This window comes from Streptomyces sp. S063, assembly GCF_002832675.1.
Lineage (GTDB): Bacteria > Actinomycetota > Actinomycetes > Streptomycetales > Streptomycetaceae > Streptomyces > Streptomyces sindenensis.
In genome coordinates this window covers 3,133,521-3,149,991 of the sequence record NZ_CP021707.1, presented here as the reverse complement: position 1 = coordinate 3,149,991, position 16,471 = coordinate 3,133,521, and the positions used below count along the sequence as shown (strand labels likewise).

General features: G+C 71.6%; 15 protein-coding genes, 1 rRNA gene and 1 pseudogene. 14 read left to right on the top strand and 3 right to left on the bottom strand.

Going from position 1 to position 16,471, the window contains the following annotated elements; translation table 11 throughout:
* Positions 1–3 precede the first annotated feature (3 nt).
* The 9 genes and pseudogenes from rrf to CCZ36_RS14235 all read left to right on the top strand — a co-directional run bounded on the left by rrf (position 4) and on the right by CCZ36_RS14235 (position 7,171).
* A 5S ribosomal RNA gene (gene rrf / locus CCZ36_RS14275) occupies positions 4–120 on the top strand.
* A gap of 72 nt (positions 121–192) precedes the next feature.
* Entirely contained in the window at positions 193–837 is a 645-nt protein-coding gene (locus CCZ36_RS14270; RefSeq protein WP_128817799.1) for an HAD family hydrolase, read from the top strand.
* A gap of 88 nt (positions 838–925) precedes the next feature.
* Positions 926–2,143, top strand: coding sequence for an MFS transporter (locus CCZ36_RS14265; RefSeq protein WP_128817798.1), 1,218 nt, complete (start codon positions 926–928; stop codon positions 2,141–2,143).
* Complete coding sequence (locus CCZ36_RS14260) at positions 2,112–3,281, top strand: acetoin utilization protein AcuC (RefSeq protein WP_128817797.1); 1,170 nt, start codon at positions 2,112–2,114, stop codon at positions 3,279–3,281. Before CCZ36_RS14265 ends, CCZ36_RS14260 begins: the two co-directional genes overlap by 32 nt.
* Before the next feature lie 145 nt (positions 3,282–3,426).
* Positions 3,427–4,241 (top strand): annotated as a pseudogene (locus CCZ36_RS14255) (phosphatase).
* A 127-nt stretch (positions 4,242–4,368) separates the two neighbouring features.
* Positions 4,369–4,581 carry a helix-turn-helix domain-containing protein gene (locus tag CCZ36_RS14250; RefSeq protein WP_003968329.1) on the top strand — a complete coding sequence of 71 codons (213 nt, stop codon included), beginning with the start codon at positions 4,369–4,371 and terminating at the stop codon, positions 4,579–4,581.
* Between the two features lie 110 nt (positions 4,582–4,691).
* Entirely contained in the window at positions 4,692–4,790 is a 99-nt protein-coding gene (locus CCZ36_RS14245) for a 30S ribosomal protein bS22 (RefSeq protein ID WP_003948845.1), read from the top strand.
* Positions 4,791–4,978: 188 nt separating this feature from the next.
* Positions 4,979–6,067 (top strand): NAD-dependent epimerase/dehydratase family protein, encoded by a 1,089-nt coding sequence (locus tag CCZ36_RS14240; RefSeq protein ID WP_069742066.1) that lies wholly within the window; start codon positions 4,979–4,981, stop codon positions 6,065–6,067.
* Positions 6,068–6,082: 15 nt separating this feature from the next.
* Positions 6,083–7,171: a lysophospholipid acyltransferase family protein gene (locus CCZ36_RS14235; protein ID WP_128817796.1), complete on the top strand. Its 1,089-nt coding sequence runs from the start codon at positions 6,083–6,085 to the stop codon at positions 7,169–7,171.
* 60 nt (positions 7,172–7,231) lie between these two features.
* Here CCZ36_RS14235 and CCZ36_RS14230 read toward each other — a convergent pair whose 3' ends face one another.
* The 3 genes from CCZ36_RS14230 to CCZ36_RS14220 form a co-directional block, all read right to left on the bottom strand.
* On the bottom strand, positions 7,232–8,443 hold the full coding sequence (locus CCZ36_RS14230; RefSeq protein WP_069740628.1) for a DUF5667 domain-containing protein: 1,212 nt from the start codon (positions 8,441–8,443) through the stop codon (positions 7,232–7,234).
* Between the two features lie 265 nt (positions 8,444–8,708).
* Positions 8,709–9,488, bottom strand: a complete 780-nt coding sequence (locus tag CCZ36_RS14225) for an ECF subfamily RNA polymerase sigma factor, BldN family (protein ID WP_032766607.1) — start codon at positions 9,486–9,488, stop codon at positions 8,709–8,711.
* A 388-nt stretch (positions 9,489–9,876) separates the two neighbouring features.
* Positions 9,877–10,824 carry an HAD family hydrolase gene (locus CCZ36_RS14220; RefSeq protein WP_069742068.1) on the bottom strand — a complete coding sequence of 316 codons (948 nt, stop codon included), beginning with the start codon at positions 10,822–10,824 and terminating at the stop codon, positions 9,877–9,879.
* A gap of 159 nt (positions 10,825–10,983) precedes the next feature.
* Here CCZ36_RS14220 and CCZ36_RS14215 point away from each other — a divergent pair, with 159 nt between their 5' ends.
* The 5 genes from CCZ36_RS14215 to CCZ36_RS14195 all read left to right on the top strand — a co-directional run bounded on the left by CCZ36_RS14215 (position 10,984) and on the right by CCZ36_RS14195 (position 16,451).
* The gene (locus tag CCZ36_RS14215; protein ID WP_069737151.1) at positions 10,984–11,274 is read left to right on the top strand and encodes a glutaredoxin family protein; all 291 of its coding nucleotides are present in this window, start codon (positions 10,984–10,986) and stop codon (positions 11,272–11,274) included.
* Positions 11,275–11,531: 257 nt separating this feature from the next.
* The gene (locus CCZ36_RS14210; protein ID WP_069737038.1) at positions 11,532–12,293 is read left to right on the top strand and encodes a redox-sensing transcriptional repressor Rex; all 762 of its coding nucleotides are present in this window, start codon (positions 11,532–11,534) and stop codon (positions 12,291–12,293) included.
* The gene (locus CCZ36_RS14205; protein WP_128817795.1) at positions 12,290–13,801 is read left to right on the top strand and encodes a glutamyl-tRNA reductase; all 1,512 of its coding nucleotides are present in this window, start codon (positions 12,290–12,292) and stop codon (positions 13,799–13,801) included. The genes CCZ36_RS14210 and CCZ36_RS14205 overlap by 4 nt, the downstream gene beginning before the upstream one ends.
* Positions 13,798–14,784, top strand: coding sequence for a hydroxymethylbilane synthase (gene hemC / locus CCZ36_RS14200; protein ID WP_069737040.1), 987 nt, complete (start codon positions 13,798–13,800; stop codon positions 14,782–14,784). Before CCZ36_RS14205 ends, hemC begins: the two co-directional genes overlap by 4 nt.
* Positions 14,781–16,451 (top strand): uroporphyrinogen-III synthase, encoded by a 1,671-nt coding sequence (locus CCZ36_RS14195; RefSeq protein WP_069737041.1) that lies wholly within the window; start codon positions 14,781–14,783, stop codon positions 16,449–16,451. The genes hemC and CCZ36_RS14195 overlap by 4 nt, the downstream gene beginning before the upstream one ends.
* Positions 16,452–16,471: the final 20 nt, after the last annotated feature.

Sequence of the window (16,471 nt, the reverse complement as noted above, 5' to 3'; positions counted from 1 at the left end):
TGTTTCGGTGGTCATTGCGTTAGGGAAACGCCCGGTTACATTCCGAACCCGGAAGCTAAGCCTTTCAGCGCCGATGGTACTGCAGGGGGGACCCTGTGGGAGAGTAGGACGCCGCCGAACAATCTTTCCGGGAAAGCCCCGTGCCCTTGTGGCACGGGGCTTTTCTGCGTTCTGAACGTCTAGGGTCGGACCATGCGCTACGAACTGGTCATCTTCGACAATGACGGTGTGCTCGTCGACAGCGAGCCGATCGCCAACACCGTCCTCTCCGGCTATCTGACCGAACTCGGTCACCCCACCTCGTACGAGGAATCCCTCCGTGACTACATGGGGTCCGCGGTGCACCGGATCCATGACCTCATCAAAGAGCGGACCGGGCGGCTTCTGCCCGAGGACTTCGACTCCACGCTCAGCACCCGTACCTTCGCCGCTTTCCAGCAGGAACTGGTGGCCGTCGACGGAGTCGAGGAACTGCTCGGGAAGCTCGTCGCGGACGGGGTGGACTACTGCGTCGCTTCCTCCGGGAGCCACGAGCGGATCCGGGTCGGCCACCGCAAGACGGGGATCGACCAGTGGTTCGAGGAGGAGTGGATCTTCAGCTCGGAGGACGTCGGGCGGGGCAAGCCGGCGCCGGATCTGTTCCTGCACGCAGCCGAGCGCATGGGCGTCGCACCCGAGCGGTGCGTCGTCATCGAGGACAGCCCGCTCGGGGTCGAAGCGGCACGGGCGGCCGGGATGGACGTGTACGGGTTCACCTCGATGGTGCCCGCCGACCGGCTCGTCGGGGTGACCGGGCACTTCTCGGACATGGCCCAGCTGCCCAAGCTCCTCGCCTGAAGCCCTCCGTCGGGACATCGCCCCCGTCCGGAAACTGCTCGGCTGATCCATCTACCCATGGGTAGCGGGTGGCTCTACGCTCGCCGCCATGACTGATGCGGGCTTGCGGCACGGCAGGGCCTCCCTGGGGCTGAGCTTCGGCGTTCAAGGCGTGGCGTTCGCTCTTCTGGTGACGCGTATCCCCGCCATTCAGGACCGGTACGGGATATCCGACGGGCTGCTGCCCGCCTTCCTCGCCGCTGTCCCGATCCTGGCGGGGGCCGGCAGCGTCGCCACCGAGAAAGTGGTCGCGCGGGTGCGGCCCGGCGTCGTCCTGCGGTGGGCCCAGCCCCTCGTCCTCCTCGCTCTCCTCGGAGTGGGCGCCGGGCGGGAGATGTGGCACGTCGCCGTCGCCCTCGGCGTGTTCGGGCTGGCCGTCGGGGCGCTCGACGCCTCCATGAACATGCTGGGCGTCAGCCTCCAACGCGCCTACGGGCGCTCGATCATGACCGGCTTTCATGCCGCTTACAGCCTCGGCGGGATCGCAGGTGCCTCCCTGGCCTGGGCGGGGGCGCGCTGGGAACTGTCCTTGCTCGCGTCCTACCTGCCCGTCGTCGCCGTGCTGCTGCCCGCCGCGCTGGTCGGGAGCCGGTGGTACACGGAAGGGAAGCGCGAGAAGGGGACGGGGCCGGACGGTACGAAGACCGGGGCGGGAAGCGCGGGCGGGGCGCTCTCGTTCAAGCTGTTGCTGCCGCTCTGCCTCATCATGACCTTCGCCTACATCGGGGACTCGACGGTCTCCAACTGGAGTGCCAAGTACCTCCAGGACGTGCTGGGCAGCTCCGAGCAGCTCGCGACCGTCCCGTACAACGTCTACATGGTGACGACCCTGTTGGGGCGGGCCGTGGGGGACCTCGGGGTGCGGCGGTTCGGGGCGGTCGCCGTGGTGCGGGGCGGGAGTCTGCTGGCGGCCGGCGGGTTCGCGGTCGTGGCGGTGGCGCCCGGGGCCTGGACGGGGATGCTCGGGTTCACGATGCTCGGGTTCGGGCTCTGCGTGATCGTGCCGCAGACCTTCGCCGCCGCCGGGCGGATGTTCCCGGGGAACAGCGACGCTGCCGTGGCCCGGTTGAATATCTTCAACTATGTGGGGTTCCTGGTCGGTTCGCCGCTCGTGGGCGCTCTGGGGGATGCGTGGAGCTATCGCGGGGCCATGCTCGTACCGATGGTTCTGGTGCTGGCGACGCTCGTGTATGCCCGCGCGTTCGGGCCGGAGCCCGCCCGATACGGTGGCGGGCATGAGCGGCCGCGCACAGCTGATGTGGGATGACGCAGTTACGGGATACGACTTCGGGGACACCCACCCCATGGACCCGGTCCGCCTGGCCCTGACGATGGGGCTGGTGCGGGCGTTCGGGCTGGATTCGGCGGTGGACCTGCGGTCGGCGAGGCCCTTGGGGGACTCCAGCCTGGGACTCGTCCACCGGCAGGACTACGTGGCGGCGGTGCGGGCCGCCTCCGCCGACCCCCGGGCCGCCGACCAGAGCTACGGGCTCGGCACCGTCGACGATCCGGCGTTCACCGGGATGCACGAGGCGTCCGCGCTGATCGCCGGGCTCTCCGTCGGAGCCGCCGAGGCCGTGTGGCGGGGCGAGACCGAGCACGCGGTGAACTTCACCGGGGGGCTGCATCACGCCATGCCCGGGTCCGCCGCCGGGTTCTGCGTCTACAACGACGCGGCCCTCGCCATCGCCCGGCTGCTGGAGCTGGGCGCGGAGCGGGTCGCGTACGTCGATGTCGACGTCCACCACGGGGACGGGGTGCAGGCCGCGTTCTGGGAGGACCCGCGCGTCCTGACGGTCTCGCTGCACGAGCACCCCCGGACGCTCTTCCCGCAGACCGGGTGGCCGGAGGAGACCGGGGCCGGGGACGGCGAGGGCTCCGCGGTGAACGTGGCGCTGCCGGCCGGGACCGGGGACCAGGGGTGGCTGCGGGCCTTCCACGCGGTGGTGCCCGAGCTGCTGGCCGACTTCCGGCCCCAGGTGCTCGTCACCCAGCACGGGGCCGACACGCACTTCGAGGACCCGCTCGCCCATCTCGCGGTGTCGCTGGACGCGCAGCGGGCGGTCATGGAGTCCTGCCACCGGCTCGCCCACGACCACGCCGACGGGCGCTGGGTGGCGCTCGGCGGCGGCGGGTACGCGGTGGTGGACGTGGTGCCCCGGTCGTGGACGCACCTCGTGGGGATCGCCGCGCACGCCCCCGTCGATCCGGAGTCGGTGGTGCCGCCGTCCTGGCGCGATCTCGTGTACGCCCGTACGCGGCAGCTGGGGCCCGGCCGGATGACGGACGGGCGTACGCCGTCGTGGAAGGCGTGGGAGGACGGTTACGACCCGGCGGACCGGCTGGACCAGGCGGTGCTGGCGTCCCGGAAGGCGGCCTTCCCGCTGCGGGGGCTGCTGACCTGAGGTGCGGCGGGCCGCTGCCGGTCCGCATGCGCGTACGTCCGCGGTCCGGGCGCCGCGGGGGGCATTGTGCCTTCCGTTACGCCAACGGTGGGGCGTAACGGAATTCCCGCCCGCTCCTGCTCCGCGATACGGCAGCATCCCAGGGGTGTTGAGCACCGGGGCGCTGCGCGCCCATCTGCTGGCGGCCCGGCTGGCCGGGCCCGTGGCCACGTCGCGCGAGACCAGTCTGCGCAGCTACCGGCTGTTCGCCGCCGGGGATCCGCGGGTGATGCTGGGGCTCGCGCCCGAGCGGGCGTGGGGCGAGGGCGAGCTGTTGCGGCTGATGGCGGACCGGTGCGGGGTCTCGGCCGATCCCGCGCATGTGAGCGGCCCCGACGCGATCGATCCGGACCGGACGGTGGCCGCGCTGGACGCGTTCGCCGAGCGGTTGGCGCTGGTGGCCGAGCGGCGGGCTCCGGTGCTGCTGGGGACCGGGCATCCGCACCGGCTGCTCGGTTTCTACGCCGGGCTGGCAGACGCCCTGTCGGCGGCGGGCTGTCCTGTTCTCACCCCCGCGCAGGGGAGATGTGTCGACATAACGACCCGGTTTGGCGTACGTACGTACCGTCTCGACTACGTACGGGGTGTCGCCCTGGTGCGCGAACCCGGGGGCGGCCCACCGGGGGCGAGACCGGCACACACACGCACTCGCCGCTTCCCGTACGGCTCGCGCTCCAGGACGCGGCGGAGCGGCTCAAGGTGCTGCCCGAGCTGGTGATCGGGGATCACGGCTGGGTCTGCGGCGCAGGTCAGCTGGGGATCGAGGCGATCGGGCCGGCGGACACGGACGATCCGGCGCTGTTCGTGGGGGAGGCCGAGGGGAGGGTGTCCGTGGTCGTACCGCTCGACGACGGCGTACGGGCGCCGTTCTACCGGCCGTTGACGCGCTATGTGCTCAATCGGGCCTGTCTGTCACAGTAAGCCGTCGATCGCCTCCCCTCTTCCCCACTCGCACCACCCGCCCCTAATCTGGTGAGTGAGCGCACAACGACGAAGAGTCACCGGAGGGGAAGCCGGTGCGCGTCCGGTGCGGAGGGACAGGTGGGTCATGGCTGCTGGCAGCGAGAGGCCTCTCAATGAGGTCAAGTTTCTGACCGTGGCGGAAGTCGCCTCGGTCATGCGAGTGTCGAAGATGACGGTGTACCGCTTGGTGCACAGCGGTCATCTGCCGGCGATCCGGGTGGGCAGGTCCTTCCGGGTGCCGGAGCAAGCGGTTCACGCGTATCTCCGCGAGTCGTTCGTGGGGGTGGAATCAGCCTGAGGTTGCCCGCGGATTACGTCCCTCGGACGGTGGCGGGTAGGCTAGGCCGACGTAGGTCGTGTGGGCCCAGACGCCCCGCACCAGTGAAGAAGAAGTGAGCGAGGGTAGTCGTGGGCTCTGTTATCAAGAAGCGGCGCAAGCGGATGGCCAAGAAGAAGCACCGCAAGCTGCTCAAGCGCACGCGCGTTCAGCGTCGCAACAAGAAGTAAGCGAACGCAGTTCGTGAGATCCGCAGCCCTCCCGCCGTCATGGTGGGAGGGCTGCGGTGCGTTTCGGGGCATGGGGGCGTCACAGGGCGGCGTCCACCCGCTACGGTGACCGCCAGGGAAGTTACCGCGGGAAGCAGGGGAACAGGGAAGCAGGGTTCGGCTTCCCATGCCGACGGAAGGCGCTGGTCTTGGGGAAGGTCGTCCTCGTCACAGGAGTGGCCCGGCAGCTGGGGGGCCGCTTCGTCCGGCGTGTCCAGCGCGATCCCGGGGTGGACCGGGTGATCGCGGTCGACGCCGTCGTGCCCCCGCACCGGCTGGGCGACGCGGAGTTCGTCCGCGCCGACATCCGGCAGTCGGCCATAGCGCGGATCCTGGCCGAGTACGCCGTCGACACAGTGGTTCACCTGGACGTCTCCGGCAAGGCGCTCGGCGCCGGCGGCCGGACGGCGATCAAGGAGACCAACGTCATCGGCACCATGCAGCTGCTCGGCGCCTGCCAGAAGTCGCCGACGGTGCAGCGGCTCGTGGTGAAGTCCAGTACGAGCGTGTACGGGTCGGCGCCCCGCGATCCGGCCGTGTTCACCGAGACCACCCCGCCCAAGTCGCTGCCCAGCGGTGGCTTCGCGAAGGACGCGGTGGAGGTCGAGGGGTACGTACGGGGCTTCGCCCGCCGCCGCCCGGACGTGGCGGTGTGCGTGCTGCGGTTCGCCAACATCCTGGGCCCGCATCCGGACTCGCCGCTCGCCGACTATCTGTCGCTGCCCGTCCTGCCGACCGTCTTCGGCTACGACCCGCGACTCCAGTTCGTGCACGAGGACGATGTGATCGACGTCCTCGGGATCGCGGCGAGCGAGCCCCGGCGCGGAACGCTGAACAGCGGCACGTTCAACATCGCCGGCGACGGGGTGCTGCTGCTGTCGCAGTGCTCGCGGCGGCTGGGGAAGCCGACCGTCCCCGTACTGCTGCCCGCCGTCACCTGGGTCGGCTCCGCGCTCCGTACGATCGGCATGACCGACTTCTCGCCGGAACAGATCCGGCTGCTCACCCACGGCCGGGTGGTCTCGACGGTGCAGATGCGCGAGACCCTCGGTTTCCGGCCGGCGTTCACCACGGCGGAGACCTTCGCGGAGTTCGCGCGGAGCCGGGGGCCCGGGCTGCTGCCGCCGGAGACGGTGGGCAGGGCGGTGGACCGGCTGGCGGCGTTGCCGCTGCCGGGAGGTGCCGGACCGCGGGAGCGCGGGGCCGGTGCGGTACAGACGACTCACGGCGCCAGGTAGAGGAGCGCACCGACGATGGCGGATGCCAAGGTCCTTCCGTTCGACGACGACCGTTCGCGGTCCGGTGGCGGTGCGCGTCCGGCGCGGCGCCGGACGGGGGCGGGCGGCAGCGGCCGGGGTGACGGCTCCGCCGCTCCGGTGAGCGCCCTGCCGGGGGCGCAGGTTCCCGGGCCGGGCGACGTCCCGTCAGACGCCCGGTCCGACCGTTCCCCGGGGGCAGGGGAGACGGGGGTGCCGGGTCCGGACGAGGGCCGTTCGCCGGCCGGGGGCTGGGAGCGGCGGATCGCGGGCGGGCTGGCGTTCCTGCGGCGGCGGGTCACCGGTGATTACGACGTCGATGAGTTCGGGTACGACCGGGAGCTCACCGACCAGGTCCTGATGTCGGCGCTGCGTCCGCTGGCGGAGAAGTACTTCCGGGTCGAGGTGAAGGGCATCGAGAACGTCCCGTCGGACGGCGGGGCGCTCATCGTGGCCAACCACTCCGGGACGCTGCCGCTGGACGGGCTGATGCTCCAGGTCGCGGTGCACGACAACCATCCGGCCGAGCGGCATCTGCGGCTGCTCGCCGCCGATCTGGTCTTCCACCTCCCGGTCGTCAACGAGCTGGCGCGCAAGGCCGGTCACACGCTGGCCTGTGCGGAGGACGCGCAGCGGCTGCTGGAGATGGGCGAGATCGTCGGGGTGATGCCGGAGGGGTTCAAGGGCATCGGCAAGCCGTTCGGCGAGCGCTACAAGCTTCAGCGCTTCGGGCGGGGCGGGTTCGTGTCGACGGCGCTGCGGGCGGGCGCGCCGATCGTGCCGTGCTCGATCGTGGGGGCGGAGGAGATCTACCCGATGATCGGCAACGCGAAGACGCTGGCCAGGCTGCTGGGCTTCCCGTACTTCCCGATCACGCCGACGTTCCCGTGGCTGGGGCCGCTGGGTGCGTTGCCGCTGCCGACGAAGTGGACGATCCAGTTCGGTGAGCCGATCCCGACGGACGGCTATCCGCCGGAGGCGGCGGAGGATCCGATGCTGATGTTCAACCTGACGGACCAGGTGCGGGAGCAGATCCAGCACACGCTGTACAAGCTGCTGGTGCAGCGGCGGTCGGTCTTCTTCTGAGGCTGTGACGAAGAAGGGGCCGGTACGCGATCCGCGTACCGGCCCCTTCTTCCGTGGGTCTTACGGCCGGAGGTTCTCGCCGTCGATGCCGAGGCCCGGGAGGAGCCCCGGGAGGAGCGGGGGCAGGGTGACGTCCGGGGCGGCGGGTGCGCTCGGGCGGTTCTCGGAGGGCTGCGGGGTGAGCTCGTCGGTGGGGAGCTCGTCCAGCAGGCCGTCCGTGCCGCCGCCGAGCAGGCCGTCGTCCGGGGTGGCGTCGGAGGAGCCCGACGAGTCGGAGGGCTTGGGGTCCGCGCTGCCGTCGGTGCGGTCTCCGGGCTTCTCGGGGGAGGCCGGAGGTGCGGTGGCGTCGGTGCGGGGCGAGCCCTTGCCGGGGGTGGTGGTGTCGGAGCGGCCGGTGCCCCGGTCCTCGCCCGGGGGACGGGGGAGGAGGGACTGGAGCGGTGCGACTTCCTCGTCCATGGCGTCGAAGACGGAGGTGACCTCGTCGCGGACGTCGGTGAGCTGGACGGGCAGCCGGTCGCGGAGGCTGCTCCAGGTGTCGCGGTGCGACCGGGAGAAGGTGTCCAGGGTCTGCATGGGGCCGATCGCTCCGTCGCGCTGGTAGGCGGAGCGGAGCAGGCGGTGGCCCTCGGAGGCGTCGTGGGACATGCCGTTGAGTGCGCGTCTGACAGCGCCGAGGGATTCGTGGTCCAGGCTGCCGGAGCGGCCGCGCTCCATGAGTCTGCGGGCCTCGCTGAGCCGGGTGGAGGCCTGGTCGAGATAGGCCTCGCCGCGGTCGGCGTCGCCCTTGGCCATGCCGAGGCTGATGTCCTCCATCCCGCGCTTGAGCCCGTACAGCGAATCACCGGGGAGGGCGTCGGAGCTGGCGGCGGCCACTCCGCCGAAGGCTCCCGCGGCCACGCCGACGGTGAGCCCGCCGGCGGTGAGCCCCTTCGCCCAGCGGGAGCGGGGGCGCAGTCTCCGCAGTGGTGAGGCCCGGTGGGCCCCCTTGCCCCGTTGCACGGGCACCGTAGGGCCCGTGGACGCGCCGCCCTCGGCGAACATGGCCTCCATGGCGGCGACGAGCTGGGCTCGCTGCACCACTTTGACCTCGGGGTCCAACTGCGGCTTCGGTAGCTCACCGAGGCCGTTCGCCAGGGCCAACAGCGGTCCGCGGTCGGCCTGGTCGGCCGGCTCCGCGGGCTCTGCGGCCGCCGCACCCTGGGGGGTCTGCTCCTCCAGGGCCTGGGCGAAGGCGTTCGCCCGCCGGTGTGCCGAAACGTTTGCGATCACTGGCGGCACCTCCTCTCGTCATGACGGTCGACTCCCCTGGCGGTCCGGAAGGTTGCGCACCTTGAGCGTTTCCACTCGATGGAGTGAGCGGAGACGGACAGGTGGTGACGACAGGGGGCCTGCAACCGGCACAACGACGCGCGCGGCACTTGGGTTACGCACGAAAGATGATCGGACCAGTGCGTGACGGAGCGGTCACGCAAGGCTGGTGAACAGGGGGGTCGGGGGCAAGGGGTCGTGGGCGGGGGACGGTCGGCAGGGGGCGTCAGCGGGCGTCGTCCGGCAGGAGCCGGGCGAGCGTCCGCACGGCTCGATACTGGAGGGTCTTGATCGCGCCCTCGTTCTTGCCCATCACGCGGGCTGTCTCGGCGACCGAGAGCCCTTGGAGGAACCGAAGGGTGACGCACTCCTGCTGCTGGGGGTTGAGTCGCCGGACGGCCTGGAGCAGAGCGGCGTTGGAGAGGGACTCCAGAACGGAGTCCTCCGGGCTGCGCGCCACCTCGTTGGCGTCGAGCATTTCGCCGGTGGTCACTTCCAGTCGGAAACGACTGGATTTGAAGTGGTCGGCGACCAGGTTGCGAGCGATCGTGACCAGCCAGGCGCCGAAGTCGCGGCCCTGCCAGGTGAACGTGGAGATACGGCGCAGAGCGCGGAGGAAGGTCTCACTGGTGAGGTCCTCCGCGGTCGCCTTGCCGCCCACGCGGTAGTAGATGTACCGGTACACGGTGTCGCTGTACTGGTCGTACAGGCGGCCGAAGGCGTCCGCCTCACCGGCCTGTGCGCGCTCGACGAGATCCATCATGCGCGCGCTGTCGCTGTCGGCCGTGGGACGGCGGACGGTCGACGTGGTGGTCGAGGCGGCGCGGGTGCTGCGTCTTCCGACCGCCGCACTGCGTTCGGCCAGGGCGTAGCAGGGGCCGGCAGGTGCAGGGGTGGCAAAGGCGGGGACGGCGTACGCGGTGGGGACGAAGCCGCGCAAGCGGTCAATGACCGATGCACGCAGCGTAGCCAGGCCCGAGGCGTCAACCCCGACGTGTGGGTACACGGGACTCCCAGAGGCAGAGCTTCCATCACGAGCAGTTCGAAAATCGTCACCCGTGGTAGCGGGTGACGGTCTCCGTGATGCGTCTGAGGAGAATAACGCTTCGTGCAGGCAGCGCTACACCCAGTTGTCTAAATCACCGGTTCCGTCGCTTCTCTTATCGCTAAGTGACGTATCAAGTCGCACATGGTGACCGTTTATTGATCGGATTACTTCGTGATCTGCCTATGGGGGCGACGGGTTGTGGCCGTGCGTCGGCGATCCGGCTGGCCGGAGGGGGCGTCGGTGCGATCGGCGAAACGGCTTTCGGCCGGCGGTAGGGCTTCGGGCGTGGCTGCGCGCCGTGACCGGACGGTGCGGGCGGGCACGGGGTGCGGAGCGGGGGGTGGGGTCAGCGGCGGCGGCGGTGCAGGGCGAGCGCGGCGGCCGTGCCGCCCGCGAGCGCGCCGACCCCGGCGGCGGCCGGGATGCCGACCTTGGCCGCCTTGCGGCCGGTGCGGTAGTCGCGCAGCCGCCAGTCGCGGGCGCGGGCGTACTTGCGGAGCTTGGTGTCCGGGTTGATCGCGTAGGGGTGGCCGACCAGCGAGAGCATCGGGATGTCGTTGTGCGAGTCGCTGTAGGCGGCGCAGCGGTCCAGGTCGAGGTCCTCGGCGGCGGCCAGGGCCCGGACGGCCTCGGCCTTGGCGGGGCCGTGCAGGGGTTCGCCGACCAGGCGGCCGGTGTAGACGCCGTCGACCGATTCGGCGACGGTGCCGAGCGCACCGGTCAGGCCCAGGCGACGGGCGATGATGGTGGCGGTCTCCACGGGTGCGGCGGTGACCAGCCAGACCTTCTGTCCGGCGTCCAGGTGGGCCTGGGCCAGGGCGCGGGTGCCGGGCCAGATGCGGTCGGCCATGTACTCGTCGTAGATCTCCTCGCCGATGGACATCAGCTCGGAGACGCGGTGGCCCTTGACGATGGACAGGGCGCTGTCGCGGGCGTCCTGCATGTGTTCGGGGTCCTCGACGCCGGCCAGCCGGAACCACGCCTGCTGCCAGGCGAACCGGGTGAGTTCGCGGCGTTCGAAGAACTTGCGCTTGTAGAGGCCGCGGCCGAAGTGGAAGATCGCGGCGCCCTGCATCACGGTGTTGTCGAGGTCGAAGAAGGCGGCGGCGCGGACGTCCCCGGCGACCGGGAACGCGGGCTCCTCGGGCGCCTCTTCGGGGGTGGCGGTCAGCAGGGCGGCGTCGTCGTCGGCGGCCGAGGTCCTGCGCGCGGCCTCGGCGGCGGCCTCGCCTGCCAGGACGCTGCGCGCAGTCGCGGAGCGCCTACGGGGGGTGAGCCATCCAAGAGCGGCCATGCGGTGAGCATAGCCAGTCCGCCGGTCCGTGCCCGACCTGCCGTGATGCGGTGGCGTGAACGCTTCGGGGCGGAATGGTGAATCGGTCGATTCCGGGCGGCCCCGGGGGTGGGTCGCGCAGTCCCGGGAAGGGGGCGCGGCGGGCGCAGAATGGAGAGCATGAGTCCTCTGCTGCGACGTACGAAGAAGAAGCCCGCCGAGCGGGTGGTCACGCTGGTCGGGAAGCCGGGCTGTCATCTGTGCGAGGACGCGCGGGCGGTGGTGGGCGCGGTCTGCGCGGAGACCGGTGCGTCGTGGGTGGAGAAGGACATCACCGAGGACGAGGAGCTGTACAAGGAGTACTGGGAGCAGATTCCGGTGGTGCTGATCGATGGCGAACAGCACACGTTCTGGCGCGTGGACCCGGCCAGGCTGCGCAAGGCGCTGGGTGCGGACGCGAAACCCGGTTAACATTGCGGGCGTTTTGAGTGGCCTCGGGGGCTTAGTTGTGAGGAGTGTGTACCGCTTTGCCCTCTTCGAGGCTGCAACGGGCCGTTGCGGTCCCTGGTTCCGGGATCGCGCGGGGAATGCGCGTGACCCCGGTCACTTTGACCGGACAAAACGGACACAATCTTTGTGCACGCGTTCACAAAGACATAGCCTGCATTCGACGGGGCGGTCTTGGGACATACGGCCGCCTGCAGCCCCGCTCATCCCGCAGGAGCACCGTGGCAACTGGCCGAACTCACCGACCGGCGACCCGTAGCCGAGGAATTCCCGAGGCCACCGTCGCCCGACTTCCGTTGTACCTGCGCGCCCTGACCGCGCTCTCCGAGCGATCGGTCCCCACGGTCTCCTCCGAGGAGCTGGCCACGGCGGCCGGCGTCAACTCGGCGAAGCTGCGCAAGGACTTCAGCTACCTGGGGTCCTACGGCACCCGGGGTGTCGGGTACGACGTCGAGTATCTCGTCTACCAGATCTCCCGTGAGCTCGGGCTCACCCAGGACTGGCCGGTCGCGATCGTCGGTATCGGTAACCTCGGCGCGGCCCTCGCCAACTACGGCGGCTTCGCCTCCCGCGGCTTCCGCGTCGCGGCGCTGATCGACGCCGACCCCGCCATGGCCGGTACGCCGGTGGCGGGGATCCCCGTCCAGCACACCGACGACCTCGACCGGATCATCAGCGAGAACGGTGTGTCCATCGGTGTGATCACCACCCCGCCCGGCGCCGCCCAGCAGGTCTGCGACCGGCTCGTCGCCGCGGGGGTGACCTCCATCCTGAACTTCGCGCCGACCGTCCTGTCGGTGCCCGAGGGCGTCGACGTACGCAAGGTCGACCTCTCCATCGAGCTCCAGATCCTCGCGTTCCACGAGCAGCGCAAGGCGGGCGAGGACGCCACCGCCGAGGACGAGGGCGCGCCCCCGATGCGCGCCACGCCCACCGGCCGGAAAGGACCCGACGGGGACATGCCCGCCGTGATGCCCGCATGAGCCTCCTCGTCGTCGGGCTGAGCCACCGCAGCGCCCCCGTCTCCGTACTGGAGCGGGCGTCCCTCGCTGCCGACACCCAGGCCAAGCTGCTCCAGGACACCCTCGCCGCGGAACCCGCGACCGAGGCCGCCGTGCTGGCCACCTGCAACCGCATCGAGCTGTACGCCGACGTGGACAAGTTCCACGCGGGCGTCGCCGAGCTCTCCACCCTGCTCGCCCAGCACAGCGGCGTCGGTCTCGAGGAGCTCACTCCGTATCTCTATGTGCACTACGAGGACCGGGCCGTCCACCACCTGTTCTCGGTGGCCTGCGGGCTCGACTCGATGGTCGTCGGCGAGGGCCAGATCCTCGGCCAGATCAAGGACGCGCTCGCGCGCGGCCAGGAGCTGCACACCGCCGGACGGCTGCTGAACGACCTCTTCCAGCAGGCCCTGCGGGTCGGCAAGCGCGCCCACAGCGAGACCGGGATCGACCGGGCCGGGCAGTCGCTCGTCACCTTCGGGCTCCAGCAGCTCGCCGCCGGGGCCGACCCCGCCCTGTGGGCCGGGGGCAAGCGCGCCCTGGTCATCGGCGCCGGCTCGATGTCCTCGCTGGCCGCCGCGACCCTCGCCCGCACCGGTGTCGCCGAGATCGTCGTCGCCAACCGGACCCGCTCCCGCGCGGACCGCCTCGTGGAGATCCTCCAGCAGGGCGACGACACCGCCGTGCGCGCCCGCGCCGTCGAGATGTCCGCGGTGGGCGACGAACTGACACGTGCCCACATCGTCGTCTCCTGCACCGGCTCCACCGGCCTCGTGCTCACCGCCGACGCCCTCGCCGACGCCCTGGGTGTGACCCTGGACGCCGCGCCCGAAGCACCTGCGGTCACCGCCGTCGCCCCGGCCCCGGGCGACGTCGACCAGCATGCCGCCTGGGTGGAGAACGGTTCCGCCGCCTCCGCCGCGCACGCCGGTCCGGTGACCGCGCCGCCCCGGGCCACCGTGCCCGCCCAGTCCACCGGCCCGGTCCGGCTGGCCCTCCTCGACCTCGCCATGCCGCGCGACATCGACGGCGCGGCCCACCGCATCGCCGGGGTGCGCCTCGTCGACATCGAGTCGCTCGCCGAGGCGTCCGCCGACGCGCCGATGGCCGCCGACGTGGACCGGGTCCGCACGATCGTCTCCGACGAGGTGGCCGCCTTCGGCGCCGCCCAGCGCGCCGCGCACGTCGCCCCGACCGTGGTCGCCCTGCGCACCATGGCCGCCGACGTGGTCGCCGGCGAGATCGCCCGGCTGGACGGCCGCCTCCCCGACCTGGACGAGAAGCAGCGCGCCGAGATCACCCAGACCGTGCGCCGCGTCGTCGACAAGCTCCTGCACGCGCCCACCGTGCGGGTCAAGCAGCTCGCCAGCGAGCCCGGCGGCGCCGGGTACGCGGACGCGCTGCGAGAACTCTTCGACCTCGACCCGCAGACGGTGGCCGCCGTCTCCCGGGCCGACCTGAACGACCCGAATAGAGGGCGGTCATGACCGACAACTCATCGCCGGAAGCGCGGGGCGCCGCGCCGCTCCGGCTGGGCACCCGGCGCTCCAAGCTCGCCATGGCCCAGTCCGGGCTCGTCGCCGAGGCGGTCCGCGAGGTGACCGGGCGCGCCGTCGAGCTCGTCGAGATCACCACGTACGGGGACACCTCCCGCGAGCACCTGGCGCAGATCGGCGGCACCGGCGTCTTCGTCGCCGCCCTGCGCGAGGCGCTGGCGCGGGGCGAGGTGGACTTCGCCGTTCACTCGCTCAAGGACCTGCCGACCAGCCAGCCCGACGACCTCGTGCTGGCCGCCGTGCCGCAGCGCGAGGACCCGCGCGACGCGCTCGTCGCCCGGGACGGGCTGACCTTCGAGCAGCTGCCCGACGGCGCCCGCATCGGCACCGGTTCGCCGCGCCGCATGGCGCAGCTCAACGCGTACGCCCGTTCCCACGGACTGCGGATCGAGACCGTCCCCATCCGGGGCAACGTCGACACGCGGATCGGGTTCGTGCGCGACGGCGAGCTCGACGCGGTGGTCCTCGCCGCCGCCGGGCTCAGCCGTCTCGGGCGGAGCGGTGAGGTGACCGACTTCCTGCCGGTCGACACCGTCCTGCCCGCTCCCGGCCAGGGAGCACTGGCGATCGAGTGCGCCGCGTCCAGCGGCGACCTCGCCGCCGCGCTCGCCGAGCTCGACGACCCGTACACCCGGGTCGCCGTGACCGCCGAGCGCGCCCTGCTCGCCGCCCTGGAGGCCGGCTGCTCCGCACCTGTGGGTGCGCTGGCCGACGTCCTGGCCGACGGGCATGTTGTCAACGAACTGCGCCTGCGCGGAGTCGTCGGTTCCACCGACGGTTCCTCGCTGGTACAGCTGTCCACCACCGGTCCCGTCCCCACGTCGCACGACGACGCGGCGGCCCTCGGTCGCGAACTCGCGTCCGAGATGCTCGCCAAGGGTGCGGCCGGTCTTATGGGGGAGCGAGCACTTTGAGCCCCACCGGCCCCGCCGCATCCGACTTTCCGGCCCTGTCCGCCCAAGGCCAGGTCACCTTCCTCGGCGCCGGTCCCGGCGACCCGGGACTGCTGACTCTGCGCGCTGTCGAAGCGCTCGCGAGCGCGGACGTCCTTGTCGCCGAGCCCGATGTGCTCGACGTCGTTCGCAGCCATGCGCGGGAAGGCGTGAGCACGCCTGAGCTGACGCTTGTTGACGTCTCGTCAACAAGCGCCGGTGTACCCGTTCTCAGGGATGCGGCCAATCTTGTCATGGAGGCCGCGAAGGGCGGCAGGCGGGTGGTCCGTGCCGTCGCGGGCGATCCGGGTCTGGACGGCGACGCGGGTGCGGAGATGCTCGCCTGCGCCGCCGCCGGGGTGCCCTTCGAGGTGGTCCCGGGCATCGCGAACGCCGTCGGCGTGCCCGCGTACGCCGGGGTGCCGCTCCGCGACGAGCAGGGCGCGGACGTCCGTTTCGTCGACGCCCGTACGGCCTCCGACCGGTGCTGGAGCGAGGTCGGCGCGAGTGACGCGACCGCCGTCGTCTCCACCACCCTGGACGCGGTCGCGGCCGCCGCCGGTGAGCTCGTCTCGGCGGGCCGCAAGCCCGACACTCCGCTCACCGTGACGATCGCGGGCACCACCACCCGCCAGCGCACCTGGACGGCGACCCTCGGGACGATCGCCCAGACCCTCAAGCAGGCCAAGGTGCTCCCCTCGCCCGAGGGCCACCGGCCGGTCATAGCCGTGGTCGGAGAGCGCAGCTCCGCCGCCCAGCGCGACCAGCTCGCGTGGTTCGAGTCCAAGCCGCTGTTCGGCTGGAGGGTGCTCGTCCCGCGTACCAAGGAGCAGGCCGCGTCGCTCTCCGACCAGCTGCGTTCCTACGGTGCGGTGCCGCACGAGGTCCCGACGATCGCCGTCGAACCGCCGCGTACGCCCCAGCAGATGGAGCGCGCGGTCAAGGGCCTGGTCACCGGACGCTACGAGTGGATCGCCTTCACCAGCGTGAACGCCGTCAAGGCGGTCCGGGAGAAGTTCGAGGAGTACGGTCTCGACGCCCGGGCCTTCGCCGGGATCAAGGTCGCCGCCGTCGGCGAGCAGACGGCTGCCGCGCTGATCGACTTCGGCGTCAAGCCGGATCTGGTGCCCTCCGGCGAGCAGTCCGCCGCCGGGCTGCTGGAGGACTGGCCGCCCTACGACCCGGTCTTCGACCCGATCGACCGGGTGTTCCTGCCGCGCGCCGACATCGCCACCGAGACCCTGGTCGCCGGGCTGATCGAGCTGGGGTGGGAGGTCGACGACGTCACCGCGTACCGCACGGTCCGCGCCTCGCCGCCGCCGGCCGACACCCGCGAGGCGATCAAGGGCGGCGGCTTCGACGCGGTCCTGTTCACCTCGTCCTCGACGGTGCGGAACCTGGTCGGCATCGCGGGCAAGCCGCACAACGTGACCGTGATCGCGTGCATCGGCCCGGCCACCGCGAAGACCGCCGAGGAGCACGGCCTCCGGGTGGACGTGCTGTCCCCCGAGCCGTCGGTGCACAAGCTCGCCGAGGCGCTCGCCGCCTTCGGCGCGCAGCGCCGGGACGCGGCGAAGGACGCCGGCGACCCGGTGACCCGGCCGAGCGAGCGCCGCCCCGGTGCGCGCAGACGCCGGACGACGACGTAACGGCAGTACGCGGGTGAGTG

Bases quoted from the DNA above. Each gene is read 5' to 3' on its own strand.
- CCZ36_RS14220 (WP_069742068.1), bottom strand. From the start codon at position 10,824: ATGGCCGCTCTTGGATGGCTCACCCCCCGTAGGCGCTCCGCGACTGCG.
- hemC (WP_069737040.1), top strand. From the start codon at position 13,798: ATGACCGACAACTCATCGCCGGAAGCGCGGGGCGCCGCGCCGCTCCGG.
- CCZ36_RS14235 (WP_128817796.1), top strand. From the start codon at position 6,083: ATGGCGGATGCCAAGGTCCTTCCGTTCGACGACGACCGTTCGCGGTCC.
- CCZ36_RS14260 (WP_128817797.1), top strand. From the start codon at position 2,112: ATGAGCGGCCGCGCACAGCTGATGTGGGATGACGCAGTTACGGGATAC.
- CCZ36_RS14265 (WP_128817798.1), top strand. From the start codon at position 926: ATGACTGATGCGGGCTTGCGGCACGGCAGGGCCTCCCTGGGGCTGAGC.
- CCZ36_RS14250 (WP_003968329.1), top strand. From the start codon at position 4,369: ATGGCTGCTGGCAGCGAGAGGCCTCTCAATGAGGTCAAGTTTCTGACC.
- CCZ36_RS14270 (WP_128817799.1), top strand. From the start codon at position 193: ATGCGCTACGAACTGGTCATCTTCGACAATGACGGTGTGCTCGTCGAC.
- CCZ36_RS14205 (WP_128817795.1), top strand. From the start codon at position 12,290: ATGAGCCTCCTCGTCGTCGGGCTGAGCCACCGCAGCGCCCCCGTCTCC.
- CCZ36_RS14215 (WP_069737151.1), top strand. From the start codon at position 10,984: ATGAGTCCTCTGCTGCGACGTACGAAGAAGAAGCCCGCCGAGCGGGTG.